Raw genomic sequence first — 15,206 nt, 5'->3', positions numbered from 1 at the left:
TTAGAAGCGGTGCTGGATGCCGGCGATCAGGCCGCGCTGCGTGTCGCCGAAACCGGCGTCGTCGCGCGACAGGCTGACCAGCTGGCCGTGCTTGGCCTTGGCGTAGGCGCCCGCCACATACAAGTCGGTGCGCTTGGACAGGGCGTAGCGCAGGCGCGCCACGTACATGATCGGGTCGGCGTCGAGGTTGGCGGCGACGTTTTTCACGTCCTGGTAGTACACCACGCCGGTCAAAGTGATCACTGGCGTTGCCTTGTAGCTGACGCCGCCCCAGTACAGGGTACCGCGCACATCGGCGCGGTTGGCGGCAGCCGGATCGAGCTTGTAGTCGCGCGCCGCGGCCTGCACCTTCCAGGCGCCCTCTTCGTACATGGCGGCCAGGTGCACCACCGTGTTCTTGTCGCGCGCGCCGCCGGCGATCGTGTTGCCGTTGATGCGTTCATAGGTGGCCAGCACGCTGACCGGGCCGCTCTTGTAGTTGACCGCGGTCGACAGCTTGGCGCTGTCCGAGGTGCTGCTGGTCTGTTCGCCAAAGCCGTAGGAAGCGCCGTAGGTGAAACCGCCGGTCTTGCCCGAATACTTGACCAGATTGTCAAACGCGGTGGTCATGCCGTATTTGCTTGGGCCGGTCGCATTGCCGGAAGTGGCCCAGGAATAGAACGGCGCATAGGCCATCGGATCGTACGGCAGCACGAAGTCGTACACGGTGGTAAACGAGCGGCCCAGCACCACGCGGCCGAACGCGCCTTCCAGGCCGACGTTGGCCTGGCGCTTGAACAGCGCGCCGTCGGCTGCGCCGGTATCGACCAGGATGCCGCCTTCGAGGTTGAATACGGCTTTCAGGCCGCCACCCAGGTCTTCGCTGCCGATGATGCCCCAGCGCGAGGTATTCATGCCGCCCGAACTGACTTGCGTGACCGAATCTTTCGACGGGCCGGCATTGCTGGTGGTGCTGACGCCGGCGTCGAGACGGCCGTACAAGGTGACGTTGGACTGGGCCTGGACGGCGCTGGCGGTAACAAACAAGGCCAGGGCGGCCAGGGGCAATGCGGTGTTCTTCACAGGAGTCTCCCAATAGTTATATTTTTTGGTGATATGCCTGATTCGTTTTCTGAATCAGGATCACACTATAGGGTCTGCATCCTTTCAATTGGCTTTCAGACTCGGCGCTGTCGCCGGCCAGCCACAAGCACCCCAAAACGGCGGCGCCTCGCTTACACTGCACCCACGACAACGAATGGCGGAGACCATGCGCATACTATTAGTGGAAGACCATCTGGAGCTGTCGCACTGGCTGGCGAAAGCCTTGCGCGACGCGCACCTGACGGTGGAGACAGCCCATAACGGCGCCGACGCCGATGCCCTCTTGCATACGCAGGACTATTCACTGGTGCTGCTCGACCTGACGTTGCCGAAAATGGACGGCCTGGACGTGCTGCGCCGGCTGCGCGCGCGCGGCGGCACGCGCGCCAAGACCCCCGTCATGATACTGACGGCGCGCGGCGGCATCGATGAAAAAGTGCAGGGCCTGAACCTGGGCGCCGACGACTACCTGGCCAAGCCGTTCGAACTGGCCGAACTCGAAGCGCGCGTGAAAGCGCTGCTGCGCCGCAGCCAGGGCAACGAGGCTCTGGTGCATGCCTGCGGCGCGCTCAGTTTCGACACCATCACGCGCATGTTCAGCTATGGCGGCGCGGCGATGGCCCTGACGCCGCGCGAACACGCCGTGCTCGAAGCGCTGATCTCGCGCCAGGGGTGGGCCGTGTCGAAAGAAAAGCTGTTCGATGAAGTGTTCGCGCTGGCCGACGACGTCAACCTGGACGCGATCGAACTGCTGATACACCGCGTGCGCAAGAAGCTCGAACAGGGCGGCCTGGCCGATGCCGCCGCCATCACCACCCTGCGCGGCATCGGCTATCTGCTGCAGCCGCGCAGCGCCATGCCGGCCACCGCCAGGTGAGTCAGCGCATCACTGAGCGCCGCCGCAGCTGGCTCGAACGGCTGCAGCGCCACCTGCAGACGCGGCGCCTGGGCAGCCTGCGCAACCAGCTGCTGCGCTGGCTCTTGATTCCGCTGGTGATGCTGGTGCTGCTCGACGCCGTTTTTGTGTACCGCAATGCGCTTGACGCGGCCGACATGGCCTACGACCGCTCCTTGCTGGCGTCGACGCGCGCGCTGGCCGAACGCGTCTCGATCGAAGGCGGCAAGGTGGTGGCCGACGTGCCCTACGTGGCGCTCGACAGCTTCGAGACCGACACCCTCGGCCGCATCTACTACAAGGTGACTGGCATCCAGGGCGAGCTGGTATCGGGCTATGGCGACTTGCCGGCGGTGCCGGCCAACGTGCCGCGCTCGCAGAATTACCCGGCACTGGTGCGCTTTTATCACGCCGACTACCACGGCAAGCCGATCCGCATCGCCGCCCTGCTGCAGCCCGTGTATGACGACTCGATGCGCGGCATCGCGCTGATCCAGGTGGGCGAAACGCTGGACGCGCGGCGCGGCCTGTCGAACCAGATTCTGCTCGACACCTTGCTCTGGCAGGCGGCGATGGTGCTGGTGATGGCGGCGCTGGTGTGGTTTGCCGTGCGCCTGGTGCTGCAGCCGCTGATGCGCCTGAAAAACGAGGTCGAGACGCGTGCGCTGTCGGACCTGTCGGACGTCGACCCGGCCCTGGTGCACCGCGAAATGCGCCCGCTGGTGTCGGCCATGAACGGCTCGATGGCCAGGCTGCAGCAGCTGATCGCCAGCCAGCGCCGCTTTATCGCCGACGCCTCGCACCAGTTGCGCACGCCGCTGACGGTGCTCAAAACCCAGGCCGAACTGGCGCTGCGCGCCTGCGACCGCCAGCCCGACAATCCGCAGGCCGTGGCCGCGCTGCGCGACATCGTCGCCAGCATCGCCACCACCACCGATTCGACCGTGCTGCTGGCGAACCGCCTGCTGACCCTGGCGCGCATCGAGCATGGCGGCGAACACCTGCTGATGGAAACGGTGTCGCTGCGCGAACTGGCGCAGCAGGTGGGGCTGGAGATGGCGATGGCGGCGGTCAACCGCGAGATCGACCTGTCGCTGGACGCCGAGCTGGACGCAGCGGTGCAGGGCCAGGCGCTGCTGCTGCACGAACTGCTGGTCAACCTGGTCGACAATGCGCTGCGCTACACGCCGCCGGGCGGCAGCGTGGCGCTGCGCGTGCATCCGCCCGGGAAGCCAGGCCAGGGAGCGGTGCTGGAAGTGCAGGACAGCGGCGCCGGCATTCCCGAGACCGAACGCGAACGCGTGTTTACGCCCTTTTACCGCGTGTCGTCGGCGCTGGAGCGCAATCCGGGCGGCGCCGGCCTGGGCCTGGCCATCGTGCGCGATATCGCCGCGCTGCATGGCGCGCGGCTGGAACTGGGCACGGCCGACAATGGCCACGGCTTGCGGGTGCGCGTGCATTTCAGCGCGGGCGCAGCGCCCGTGCCTGACCGAAAAATATTACTTTGAAGACATTAATGTGAAATTTTTGGGGTTTTATATCGTGCGCACCTGACATAAAAAATAACCTTGTTATAAAATCCGGCTCCCATCAAGCGATGAATCCCTCGCCGCATTGGTGCTCACTGGATTAATCATGAAAAAACAATTGTTCGCAGTCGTCGTTGGCGCCGCCCTGTCCCTGCCCCTGTTTGCACAAGCGCAAAGCAGCTATGTCGGCATCAATGCCGGCCGTTCGGAATTGAAATTGTCGGGCGACCTGGGTTCGGGCAAGGAAGACAAGACCGGCTACAAAGCCTACGCCGGCTACAACTTCACGCAAAATTTCGGCCTGGAAGCCGGTTACGCCAACTTCGGCAAGCTGAAAGACAGCGACGCCGGTACCGCCGTCAGCATGGAAACGAGTTCCTTCTACCTGGCCGGCACCGCCACCATGCCGATCAACCCGCAGTTCTCCGCTTTTGCCAAAGTCGGCGTCGCGCAAAACCGCACCAAGGCCACCGTCAGCGGTTTCGGCCTGCGTTTCAGCGGCAAGGAAGATAAAACCGCCGCCATGTTCGGCATTGGCGCGGCCTACCAGGTCAACCAGAACGTGTCGCTGGTTGCAGAGTACGAAAACTTCGGCAAGACCTACAGCGAGAATGGCGCGAAACTGAAAGCGTCGATGCTGTCGGCTGGCGTGCGCTACCAGTTCTAACAGCTGGCCACAGGCTGGCCATCATGAAAACCGGCTCTCGCAGCCGGTTTTTTTCTGCGCGCATGGTGTGTGGACACGGCCAATGTTACCATCGCGCCCTCTGTATCCTACAAGGGCGCACGCCATGATGACCAAAGAAGAAGTGACCGAACTGTTTGACAATATCGCCGAAAACGCACCCTGGGACCTGACCCAGCCGCTGCTGTGGGGCTATTACTTCACCAACCCGACGCCGGAAGCGCTGGAACAGGCAGCCGGCCTGCTGGCGATCGACGGCTATCGCCCGGTCGAGCTGTACCAGCCCGAACTGGAAGACGCGGCCGCGCCGCCGGTATGGGTGCTGCACGTGGAAAAAGCGGAAGTGCACAATGTCGACAGCCTGCACGCGCGCAATGGCGAACTGCAGCAGTTCGCGCTGGAACAGAAGCTGGCCAGCTATGACGGCATGGATGTGGGGCCGGTGGGTGAAGCAAAACAATGACCGTGTCATCAGGATATGCAGATCGCGTAGGTCGGATTAGCGGCGAAGCCGCGTAATCCGACACCACCACCGGGCAGGCCAACAATGTTGTCGGATTACGCTGCGCTAATCCGACCTACGCGCTGGCAAAAATGTCAGCTGAGGTTTTCCAGCCTGATCTTGGTCACCGTGCCGACCACAGTATTCAACGCTTCCATCTGTCCGATAGCGGCCGTAACGTTTTTCTCCTGCGTCTGATGCGTCAGCATGATGATGTCGGTATGCGTCTCGCCTTCGGCCGGCTCCTTTTGCAGCATGGCGTCGATCGAGATGCTGCGGTCGGCCAGGATGCGCGTCAGGTCGGCCAGCACGCCCGGCTGGTCGGCCACGTGCATGCGCAGGTAGTAGCTGGTGGTAATTTCCGACATCGGCAGGATCGCGATATCGGTCATCGCGTTGGGCTGGAAGGCCAGGTGCGGCACGCGGTGTTCCGGGTCGGCCGTGGCAAGGCGGGTGATGTCGACCAGGTCGGCAATCACCGACGAGGCGGTCGGCTCGGCGCCGGCGCCACGGCCAGAATACAGGCTGGCGCCCACTGCATCACCGTGCACCAGCACCGCGTTCATCGCGCCTTCGACATTGGCGATCAGTCGCTTGGCCGGGATCAGCGTCGGATGCACGCGCAGCTCGATGCCTTCCACGCCATCGACGGTGGCGCGCTTGGTGATGCCCAAGAGCTTGATGCGGTAGCCCAGCTCTTCGGCGTAGCGGATATCGATGGCATTGAGGTTGCTGATGCCTTCCACATAGGCCTTGTCGAACTGCACCGGGATGCCGAAGGCAATCGCCGACATGATGGTGGCCTTGTGGGCCGCGTCGACGCCTTCGATATCGAAGGTCGGATCGGCTTCCGCATACCCAAGCTCCTGTGCCTGCTTGAGCACGGTGGCGAAATCGAGGCCCTTGTCGCGCATTTCGGACAGGATGAAATTGGTGGTGCCGTTGATGATGCCGGCGATCCATTCGATGCGGTTGGCCGTCAGGCCTTCGCGCAGTGCCTTGATAATGGGAATGCCGCCGGCAACAGCCGCCTCGAACGCCACCATCACGCCTTTTTCCTGGGCGGCGGCAAAGATTTCGTTGCCATGCACGGCCAAGAGCGCCTTGTTGGCGGTGACCACGTGCTTGCCGTTGGCGATCGCCTGCAGCACCAGGGTTTTCGACAGGTCGTAGCCGCCGATCAGTTCGACCACGATATCGATTTCGGGATCGTTGACGATGATGGCCGGATCATTGACGACCTTGCAGGCGCCCTGGATCAAGCCTTCGGCGCGCGCCACGTCGCGCACGGCCACGGCCACCACTTCGATGCCACGCCCGGCGCGGCGCTTGATTTCTTCCTGGTTGCGCTTTAAGACGCTGAACGTGCCGTAGCCTACATTGCCCAGGCCCAACAGGCCGATCTTGATGGATTTCATAATGGTCTTGTGCTCATGAGTGGCGCCGGCAAGCGGCCCGCGCCAGGTTGATCGATGCTGCTGCTGGCCGGCTCAAAGCCGGCTGTGACGCTTGCGGTAACCTTCGAGGAAGCGCGCAATGCGCCCCATCGCCTCGGTCAGGTCGTCCGAGTTCGGCAGGAAGACAACGCGGAAATGATCGGGCGCGATCCAGTTGAAACCGGTACCCTGCACGATCAGCACCTTGGCCTCGGCCAGCAACTCATAGGCAAACTGCTGGTCGTCGGCGATCGGGTAGACGGCCGGGTCCAGCTTCGGGAACATGTACAGCGCGGCTTTCGGCTTGACACAGGTAACGCCCGGGATATCGGTCAGCAGCTTGTGCGCAAGGTCGCGCTGTTTCAACAGGCGCCCGCCCGGCCCGACCAGGTCCTGTATGCTCTGGTAGCCGCCCAGCGCAGTCTGGATCGCAAACTGCCCCGGCGCATTGGCGCACAGCCGCATCGAGGCCAGCATGTTCAGGCCCTCGATGTAATCCTTGGCGTGGCGTTTTTCGCCCGAGACCACCATCCAGCCGGAACGGTAGCCGCAGGAGCGGTAATTTTTCGACAGGCCGTTCAGGGTAATGAACAGCACGTCGTCCGCCAGCGAGGCGATCGACACGTGCTCGGCTTCGTCGTACAGCACCTTGTCGTAGATCTCGTCGGCGAAAATGATCAATTGATGCTGGCGCGCCAGTTCGACGATCTGCAGCAGCAACTCGACCGGGTACAGCGCGCCGGTCGGATTGTTCGGATTGATGACGACGATGGCGCGGGTATTGGGCGTGATCTTGCGGCGCATGTCTTCGATATCGGGATACCACTCGTTCTGCTCGTCGCATACATAGTGCACCGGATTGCCGCCCGACAGGCTGACGGCAGCCGTCCACAGCGGATAATCGGGCGCCGGCACCAGCACTTCGTCGCCGCTGTTGAGCAGGGCGTTCATCGACATGACGATCAGTTCGGAGGCGCCATTGCCCAGGTAAATGTCGTCGATGGTAACGCCGGCGATATTCTTGCCCTGCGTGTAGTGCATGACGGCCTTGCGCGGCGCGAACATGCCTTTCGAGTCGGTGTAGCCGGCCGCGTTTTGCAAGTTGAGCATCATGTCGCGCACAATCTCGTCCGGCGGATCGAAGCCGAACACGGCCAGGTTGCCGATGTTGAGCTTGGTGATCTTGTGGCCTTCTTCTTCCATTTGCCTGGATTTTTCCAGGACCGGGCCGCGGATGTCGTAGCAGACATCCGCCAATTTATTCGATTTCTGAATCGGTCGCAAAATAAATCCCTGTCGTGATGCGGCGCGTCCGTCAAAAGCCGCGCGCCTGAAGCCATTAACTATGATCATGCAAGGCGAAAACAATCATTCTCGCCGAAAGCAGGCCATTTTATCAAATTAAACATGGTCAACCCCAGCAATTCGCGCCCATCCTGCCAACACTGCCTGCGTATCGGGCAGGCGGGCATGATCGCCTTCTTCATGTTCTCTTAATCTTCGCTGGTTAGGATGACGCTGTCTGTCAACATCTAGATTGCAGTTTGGAAAGGAAAGCTTTTTCCATTCGCACTTTGATGTTGTTTATGGCATCCTGACGGCTTTCGCCGCATGCTTTTTTTGCAAGCACGCACACCGAACCACCGAACTGAGCACCCGAACCACCATGAAACTGCACGCTTCCAGCACCCAGCAATACCAGACCGTGACCGGCTATGACGATACCGGCGTGGAGATCAATGCCGAACACTTTGGCTACAGCCTGATCGTACTGCCGGAAACGGCGCCACGCGCCTGGAATGTGACGCGTTTCGAGGACCTGACCGAGGCGCATTTCGAGCAGATCCTGGCCGACGCGCCCGACGTGGTGATCCTTGGCACCGGCGAGCGCCAGCGCTTCGTGCATCCGAAACTGACGGCGGCGCTGACCATGCGCCGCATCGGCGTCGAATGCATGGACAGCCAGGCCGCCTGCCGTACCTACAATATCCTGATGGGCGAGGGCCGCAAGGTCACGCTGGCCCTGATTTTGCCCGTCTCTCAGCCTGTGACTGCCGACACGCCTGCATGAAAGCCGCTGTCCGCGAACTGCACTCGTCAAAAGTGGCGATGTGGACCCTGTTCGGATTCTTCGTCATCGTCACCCTGTATGCGCTGGGCATCCGCACCCTGGTGCCGCCAGACGAGGGCCGCTACGCCGAAATGGCGCGCGAGATGTTCGCCAGCGGCGACTGGATCACCACGCGCCTGAACCAGATCAAGTATTTCGAAAAACCACCGCTGCAAACCTGGATGAATGCGCTCACCTTTGCCGCCTTCGGCCTCGGCGAATGGCAGGCGCGGCTGTGGACGGGCTTGTGCGGCATCATCGGCGTCGGCATGACGGCCTGGGCCGGCCGCAAGGTGTTCGGTCCACGGGTGGGCCTGTATGCGGGCCTGGTGCTGGCGTCGAGCCTGTTCTGGCTGGCTTCGGGCCAGATCAATTCGCTCGACATGGGCTTGTCGGGCATGATGACCTTGACCCTGGCCAGCCTGTTGGTCGCCCAGCGCGACGAAGCGACTGCAAGCGAGCGCCGCAACTGGATGCTGGTGTGCTGGGCCGGCATGGCGCTGGCGGTGCTGGCCAAGGGCCTGATCGGCCTGGTACTGCCGGGCGCCGTGCTGATCCTGTACAGCCTGTTCGCCCGCGACTGGCGCATCTGGAGTCGCTTGCACCTGGTCAAAGGCATGCTGGTGTTCTTTGCGATTGCCGCGCCATGGTTCGTGCTGGTGGCTATCCGCAACCCGGAACAGCCCTACTTTTTCTTTGTCCACGAACACTTCCAGCGCTTCCTGATGAAGGGCCACAAGCGCGAAGGCGGCTGGTATTACTTCCTGGTGCTCTTGATCCCCGGCATGCTGCCGTGGATCACCTTGTTGCCGCAAAGCCTGGCCGCAGGCGTCAAGCGCCAGGCCGGCGCGTTCCAGCCACGCCTGATGATACTGACCTGGGCCGTGTTCATTTTCCTGTTCTTCAGCTATTCGACCTCGAAGCTGCCCGGCTACATCGTGCCGATCTTCCCGGCCCTGGCGCTGCTGGCGGCGCTGTTTCTCGACGCCGCCTCGCGCCGCCAGCGCCTGATCTTCGCCGGCGTGCTGGCCGTGCTGGGCCTGGCCACTCTGGTCGCCGTGCCGGTCACGCTGGCCTTGATCACGGCCCGCGACGAGGCCCACCTGGCGGCCCTGCGCGGCTACCAGCCGTGGGTCATGGCGGCAGGTATCCTGGTGATGGCCGGCGGCCTGCTGGCGCTGCTGCATGAGCGCCAGTCGCGGCGCGACATGGCGGTGCTGACGATTGCCGTAGCCGGCTTCCTGGCCACCCACAGCATCCTGGCCGGCTCGGAACTGTATGGCCAGAACCGCGCCGGCACCGACCTGCTGCCGCAAATCCAGGCCGAGCTGAAACCCGGCACCAAACTGTATTCGGTCGGCATCTACGAGCAGTCGCTGGTGTTTTATCTGCAACGTCCGGTAACCCTGGTGGCCTACACCGATGAATTCGCATTTGGCCTGCAACAGCAGCCTGAATTGTCGATTCCGGTGCTGGAGACTTTCATCACGCAATGGACAAATGACGCCAAAACAGGCGTACGCAGTCTGGCCATCATCAGCCTGGACCGGTATGAAGACCTGAAACACCGCGGTGTTCCCATGCGTGTCGTGGCCGAAGATGCACGCCGCATGATCATTGCCAACTTGTAATAAAGCCGTGACCCAAGCCTGCGCCACGGCAGCAACACCGGCAAGAGCGGCCAGCCATCAGGGTTTGCCGCGATTGCCACCCCTTCCGCAGCACGGATCTCAGCCCCGCCCCCGCTGAAATTGGCCGTGCCGCAAAATTGAGAAGCTTTAAAATGGAAGTGCCTGCAAACACGTTTTTTGCGGGCGGCTTTCGCGAGCGCGCCGCATGGCGAATGACCAGCCTGAACCGAGAAACAGTGAGTGCCCCCATGACATCGACCCTGCCCTTTTTACCGTTTTCCAAGCCCACCATCGATGAGGCCACCATCGCCGCCGTCGGCGAGGTGCTGCGCTCGGGCTGGATCACCAGTGGCCCGAAAGTGCAGGCCTTTGAAGCGCAACTGTCCGAGTACTTTGGCGGGCGCCCGGTGCGCACCTTCAATTCCGGCACCTGCACCATGGAAATCGCCCTGCGCGTGGCCGGCATTGGTCCCGGCGATGAAGTCATCACCACGCCCGTATCGTGGGTAGCGACGGCCAACGTGATCATCGAAGTGGGCGCCACGCCGGTGTTTGCCGATATCGACCCGGTCACGCGCAATATCGACCTCGACAAGCTGGAAGCGGCGATCACGCCAAGAACCCGAGCCATCATCCCGGTCTACCTGTCGGGCTTGCCGGTCGACATGGACCGCCTGTATGCGATCGCCAGGCAATACAATCTGCGCGTGGTGGAAGACGCCGCGCAGGCTTTCGGCTCCTCGTGGAACGGCCAGCGCATCGGCGCTTTCGGCGACTTCGTCTCGTTCAGCTTCCAGGCCAACAAGAACATCACCACCGGCGAAGGCGGCGCGCTGGTGCTGAACAACCTGGAAGAGGCCAAACTGGCCGAAAAATATCGCCTGCAGGGCGTCTCGCGCAGCGGCGTCGACGGCATCGATGTCGATGTGCTGGGTGGCAAATACAACATGAGCGACATCATGGCCGCCATCGGCCTGGGCCAGTTCGCCAACATCGAGGCGATCACCGCCCACCGCCGCGCCCTGGCGCGCCATTATTTCGAGCAGTTCGGCAGCGGTTTCGAGGCGGCCAGCGGCGCGCAGCTGCCGCTGGCCGACTTTGACAACAGCAACTGGCATCTGTTCCAGATCATCCTGCCCGATCGGGGCCCCGACACGCGCGCCAGCTTCATGCGCCAGATGGCCGAACTGAACGTGGGCACGGGCTTTCATTACGCGCCTATCCACCTGTTCAGCCTGTACCGTGCCCGCGGCTTTACCGAAGGCATGTTTCCCCATGCGGAAAAAATCGGCCGCCTGACCGTCACCTTGCCGATGTTTTACGCCATGACCCTGGCCGACGTGGAGCGCGCAGTAAACGCCGTCAAATCCATCCTCGTCAAGGAAGGAGCCTCATCATGAAACCCGAACTGTCGGTCATCATTCCGATATACAACGAACAGGAAGGCCTGGCCAGCCTGTTCGCGCGCCTGTATCCGGCGCTCGACGCCTTGCAGACCAGCTACGAAATCATTTTCGTCAACGACGGCAGCCGTGACAATTCCGTGGCCCTGCTGGCCGAGCAATTCCGCCAGCGCCCCGAAGTGACGCGGGTAGTGCTGTTCAACGGCAACTACGGCCAGCACATGGCGATCCTGGCCGGCTTTGAAGTGTCGCGCGGCCAGATCATGGTCACGCTCGACGCCGACCTGCAAAACCCGCCCGAGGAAATCGGCAACCTGGTGGCAAAAATGCGCGAAGGCTACGATTACGTGGGCTCGATCCGGCGCAAGCGGCAAGATTCCGCCTGGCGCACGGTGGCCTCGAAAATGATGAACCGCCTGCGCGAGCGCATCACCAATATCAAGATCACCGACCAGGGCAATATGCTGCGCGCCTACGGCCGCAATGTGATCGACCTGGTCAACCAGTGCGCCGAAGTCAATACCTTCGTGCCGGCGCTGGCCTACACCTTTGCCCGCAAGCCGACAGAGATCACGGTCGAGCATGAAGAGCGCACGGCGGGCGAATCGAAATATTCGCTGTACAGCCTGATCCGCCTGAATTTCGACCTGGTGACGGGCTTTTCGCTGATACCGCTGCAGATCTTTTCCATGCTGGGCATGCTGCTGTCATTCAGTTCGGCACTGCTGGTGATCTATTTGCTGGCGCGCCGCTTCCTGTTCGGCGCCGAGGCCGAAGGCGTGTTCACCCTGTTCGCCGTCGCCTTTTTCCTGATGGGCGTGATCCTGTTCGGCATCGGCCTGGTGGGCGAATACGTGGGCCGCATCTTCCAGCAGGTACGCGCCCGGCCGCGCTATGTGGTGCAGACCATCTTGCAAGACGGCATGGCACAAGCCCAGGCCGAGGCCCTGCCGTATGTGCGCCTGGAGAAACGTCAGGTGGCCCGCTGATGCGCGCCGTGGTTTTCGCCTATCACAATGTCGGCGTGCGCTGCATCAAGGTGCTGCTGGCCGGCGGCGTCGATATCGCGCTGGTGGTCACGCATGAAGACAATCCGCAGGAAAACCTGTGGTTCGAATCGGTGGCCAGCCTGTGCCGCATGGAGGGCCTTCCATTCATCACGCCGCCCGACGCGCGTGACCCCGCTCTGCTGGCGCAGGCGCAAGCGGCCAGGCCCGACCTGCTGTTCAGCTTTTACTACCGCCATATGCTGCCGGCCAGCATCCTCGACCTGGCGCCTGCGTACAACATGCACGGCTCGCTGCTGCCGCAGTTTCGCGGCCGCGCGCCCGTCAACTGGGCCGTGCTGCACGGCGCCACGCAAACCGGCGCCACCCTCCATGCGATGACGGTGAAACCGGACGCCGGCGCCATCGTCGCGCAAACCGCCGTGCCGATCCTGCCCGACGACACCGCTTTCGAGGTGTTCGGCAAGGTCACCGTGGCCGCCGAGCAAACTTTGTGGGGCGTGCTGCCGGCGCTGCTCGATGGCAGCGCGCCACACTTGCCAAACGACCTCAGCCAGGGCGGCTACTTTGGCGGCAGGAAACCTGCCGACGGCCGCATCGACTGGCGCCAGCCGGCGCAGCAGGTCTACAACCTGCACCGCGCCGTCGCGCCGCCCTATCCTGGCGCATTTACCGAGCTCGATGGCGTGACCTATGTGATCCAGCAGGCCCGGCTGGGCAAGCAAGCTGCCGTGGCCTTGCCGCCAGGCCTGGCCGTCATCGATGGCGCCATCGCCGGCGTCTGCGGCGACGGGCGCCTGCTGGCCATTTCTTCGTTGCACGCCGATGGCGTACCCATTTCTGCCGCACAACTGCAAGACCGCCTGGCGTCCCATGCCAGCAACCTGACTACCACCCAAGAGAATCTCACATGAAAAAAGTCCTTATCCTCGGCGTCAACGGTTTTATCGGCCACCACCTGTCCAAGCGCATCCTGGAAACCACCGACTGGCATGTGTACGGCATGGACATGAACAGCGACCGCATCACCGACGTGCTGGACAATCCGGAATACAAATCGCGCATGCATTTTTTCGAAGGCGACATCACCATCAACAAGGACTGGGTGGAATACCACGTCAAGAAATGCGATGTGATCCTGCCGCTGGTGGCGATCGCCACGCCATCGACCTATGTCAAGCAGCCGCTGCGCGTGTTCGAACTGGACTTCGAGGCCAACCTGCCGATCGTGCGCTCGGCCGCCAAGTACGGCAAGCACCTGGTGTTCCCGTCGACCTCGGAAGTGTATGGCATGTGCCACGATGAAGAGTTCGATCCGGAAAACTCGGAACTGATCTGCGGCCCGATCAACAAGCCGCGCTGGATCTATTCGAACGCCAAACAGCTGATGGACCGCGTGATCTGGGGCTATGGCATGGAAGGCCTGAACTTTACCCTGTTCCGCCCGTTCAACTGGATCGGCGCCGGCCTCGATTCCATCCACACGCCAAAAGAAGGTTCGTCGCGGGTGGTGACGCAGTTCTTCGGCCATATCGTGCGCGGCGAAAACATTTCGCTGGTTGACGGCGGCGCGCAAAAACGCGCGTTCACGTATATCGACGACGGCATCGATGCGCTGATGCATATCATCGCCAATCGGAACGGCGTCGCCAGCGGCAAGATCTATAATATCGGCAATCCGGACAATAACTATTCGATCCGCGAGCTGGCCGGCATGATGCTGACCCTGGCCGCCGACTACCCGGAGTACGCCGACGGCGCGCAGCACGTCAAGATCGTGGAAACCACCTCGGGCGCCTACTATGGCGCCGGCTACCAGGACGTGCAGAACCGCGTGCCGAAGATTACCAATACCTGCGAAGAGCTGGGCTGGGCGCCGACCACCGTCATGAGCGACGCGCTGCGCCATATTTTCGACGCCTACCGCAGCCAGGTCACGCAGGCGCAAGCGCTGATGGATTAATGTTGAGCAAACCCTTATTGACACTGAAGATCGACGTCGACACCTATCGCGGCACCCGTGAAGGTATCTTGCCACTGGTGCGCATGCTGGCCGCGCACCAGGCCCAGGCGACGTTCCTGTTTTCGCTGGGTCCCGACCATACGGGCTGGGCCTTGCGCCGGGCGCTGCGGCCCGGTTTTTTCAGCAAGGTCTCGCGCACCTCGGTGGTCGAACACTATGGCTTGAAAACGTTGATGTACGGCACCCTGCTGCCGGGCCCGGACATCGGCAAGCTGTGCGCGGATGAGCTACGCGCCGTGCGCGACGCCGGCTTCGAATGCGGCATCCATACCTGGGACCACACCTTGTGGCAGGACAACGTGGCCCGCCGCGACGCCGGCTGGGCCACCGCCATGATGCGCAAGGCCGCCGCCCGCTTTGCGCAGGTGTTCGGCGCGCCGGCGCGCACGATAGGCGCTGCCGGCTGGCAGATGAACCTCGGCGCCTTTGTCGAGCACGATGCAGCCGGCTACCAGTATGCTTCCGACGGGCGCGCCATGCTCGACGAACGCGGCGCCATGGTGCGCGCCAGCGACGGCCCGCATCGCCTGCGCAATGGCAATACGGTACTGCAATGCGTGCAGTTGCCGACCACCCTGCCGACCCTCGATGAATTGCTTGGATGCCAGATTGATGGCAAAATGCTCACCACCAGCAATATTGCCGACCATATCCTGTCGCTGACGGCTGAAAACCGCCGCGATCATGTCTATACTTTGCACGCAGAGCTTGAAGGACAGAAACTCGCCCCCATTTTCGAGCAACTGCTGACAGGCTGGCAAGCCCAGGGTTACCAATTTGCCTCGATGGCCGAGTATCATGACAAGGTCAAACAGTCCGAATTGCCCGTTTGCCCCATCACCTGGGATGAGTTGCCGGGCCGCTCGGGCCGCCTGATCGTGCAGGGTAAAGCCGCCTGAATG

14 protein-coding genes are annotated in these 15,206 nt (G+C 62.4%); 11 read left to right on the top strand and 3 right to left on the bottom strand.

Going from position 1 to position 15,206, the window contains the following annotated elements; all coding sequences use genetic code 11:
• Complete coding sequence (locus tag AC0Z42_RS06110; protein WP_485467355.1) at positions 1–1,062, bottom strand: porin; 1,062 nt, start codon at positions 1,060–1,062, stop codon at positions 1–3.
• Between the two features lie 187 nt (positions 1,063–1,249).
• On the opposite strand from AC0Z42_RS06110, the gene AC0Z42_RS06105 reads away from it, so the two are divergent.
• From AC0Z42_RS06105 to AC0Z42_RS06090, 4 genes are all read left to right on the top strand, one after another.
• Complete coding sequence (locus AC0Z42_RS06105; RefSeq protein ID WP_485467354.1) at positions 1,250–1,960, top strand: response regulator; 711 nt, start codon at positions 1,250–1,252, stop codon at positions 1,958–1,960.
• A 41-nt stretch (positions 1,961–2,001) separates the two neighbouring features.
• Positions 2,002–3,486 (top strand): sensor histidine kinase N-terminal domain-containing protein, encoded by a 1,485-nt coding sequence (locus tag AC0Z42_RS06100; RefSeq protein ID WP_485467827.1) that lies wholly within the window; start codon positions 2,002–2,004, stop codon positions 3,484–3,486.
• 127 nt (positions 3,487–3,613) lie between these two features.
• Positions 3,614–4,174, top strand: coding sequence for an outer membrane beta-barrel protein (locus tag AC0Z42_RS06095; RefSeq protein WP_485467353.1), 561 nt, complete (start codon positions 3,614–3,616; stop codon positions 4,172–4,174).
• Positions 4,175–4,298: 124 nt separating this feature from the next.
• Positions 4,299–4,655, top strand: coding sequence for a ribonuclease E inhibitor RraB (locus AC0Z42_RS06090; protein WP_485467352.1), 357 nt, complete (start codon positions 4,299–4,301; stop codon positions 4,653–4,655).
• Positions 4,656–4,789: 134 nt separating this feature from the next.
• Here the strand turns inward: AC0Z42_RS06090 and AC0Z42_RS06085 are convergent, their stop codons facing one another.
• Both AC0Z42_RS06085 and AC0Z42_RS06080 read right to left on the bottom strand, forming a co-directional pair.
• Positions 4,790–6,112, bottom strand: a complete 1,323-nt coding sequence (locus AC0Z42_RS06085) for a homoserine dehydrogenase (protein ID WP_485467351.1) — start codon at positions 6,110–6,112, stop codon at positions 4,790–4,792.
• Positions 6,113–6,184: 72 nt separating this feature from the next.
• A complete protein-coding gene (locus AC0Z42_RS06080) occupies positions 6,185–7,414 on the bottom strand; it encodes a pyridoxal phosphate-dependent aminotransferase (protein ID WP_485467350.1) in 1,230 nt (409 codons plus the stop codon).
• A gap of 382 nt (positions 7,415–7,796) precedes the next feature.
• Between AC0Z42_RS06080 and AC0Z42_RS06075 the strand changes: the two genes are divergently transcribed.
• The 7 genes from AC0Z42_RS06075 (at position 7,797) to AC0Z42_RS06045 (ending at position 15,203) form a co-directional block, all read left to right on the top strand.
• Entirely contained in the window at positions 7,797–8,201 is a 405-nt protein-coding gene (locus AC0Z42_RS06075; protein WP_485467349.1) for an Mth938-like domain-containing protein, read from the top strand.
• Positions 8,198–9,871 carry a glycosyltransferase family 39 protein gene (locus AC0Z42_RS06070; protein WP_485467348.1) on the top strand — a complete coding sequence of 558 codons (1,674 nt, stop codon included), beginning with the start codon at positions 8,198–8,200 and terminating at the stop codon, positions 9,869–9,871. Before AC0Z42_RS06075 ends, AC0Z42_RS06070 begins: the two co-directional genes overlap by 4 nt.
• A gap of 248 nt (positions 9,872–10,119) precedes the next feature.
• On the top strand, positions 10,120–11,271 hold the full coding sequence (locus AC0Z42_RS06065; protein WP_485467347.1) for a DegT/DnrJ/EryC1/StrS family aminotransferase: 1,152 nt from the start codon (positions 10,120–10,122) through the stop codon (positions 11,269–11,271).
• Positions 11,268–12,263, top strand: a complete 996-nt coding sequence (locus tag AC0Z42_RS06060; protein ID WP_485467346.1) for a glycosyltransferase — start codon at positions 11,268–11,270, stop codon at positions 12,261–12,263. The genes AC0Z42_RS06065 and AC0Z42_RS06060 overlap by 4 nt, the downstream gene beginning before the upstream one ends.
• Complete coding sequence (locus tag AC0Z42_RS06055) at positions 12,263–13,195, top strand: formyltransferase (RefSeq protein WP_485467345.1); 933 nt, start codon at positions 12,263–12,265, stop codon at positions 13,193–13,195. Before AC0Z42_RS06060 ends, AC0Z42_RS06055 begins: the two co-directional genes overlap by 1 nt.
• On the top strand, positions 13,192–14,244 hold the full coding sequence (locus AC0Z42_RS06050) for a bifunctional UDP-4-keto-pentose/UDP-xylose synthase (RefSeq protein ID WP_485467344.1): 1,053 nt from the start codon (positions 13,192–13,194) through the stop codon (positions 14,242–14,244). The genes AC0Z42_RS06055 and AC0Z42_RS06050 overlap by 4 nt, the downstream gene beginning before the upstream one ends.
• Positions 14,244–15,203, top strand: coding sequence for a polysaccharide deacetylase family protein (locus tag AC0Z42_RS06045; RefSeq protein WP_485467343.1), 960 nt, complete (start codon positions 14,244–14,246; stop codon positions 15,201–15,203). Before AC0Z42_RS06050 ends, AC0Z42_RS06045 begins: the two co-directional genes overlap by 1 nt.
• Positions 15,204–15,206 lie beyond the last annotated feature (3 nt).

The sequence above is a fragment of the Janthinobacterium sp. 1L-D-8-B-C4 genome, assembly GCF_057291295.1.
This window is presented reverse-complemented; position numbering and strand designations above follow the sequence as displayed.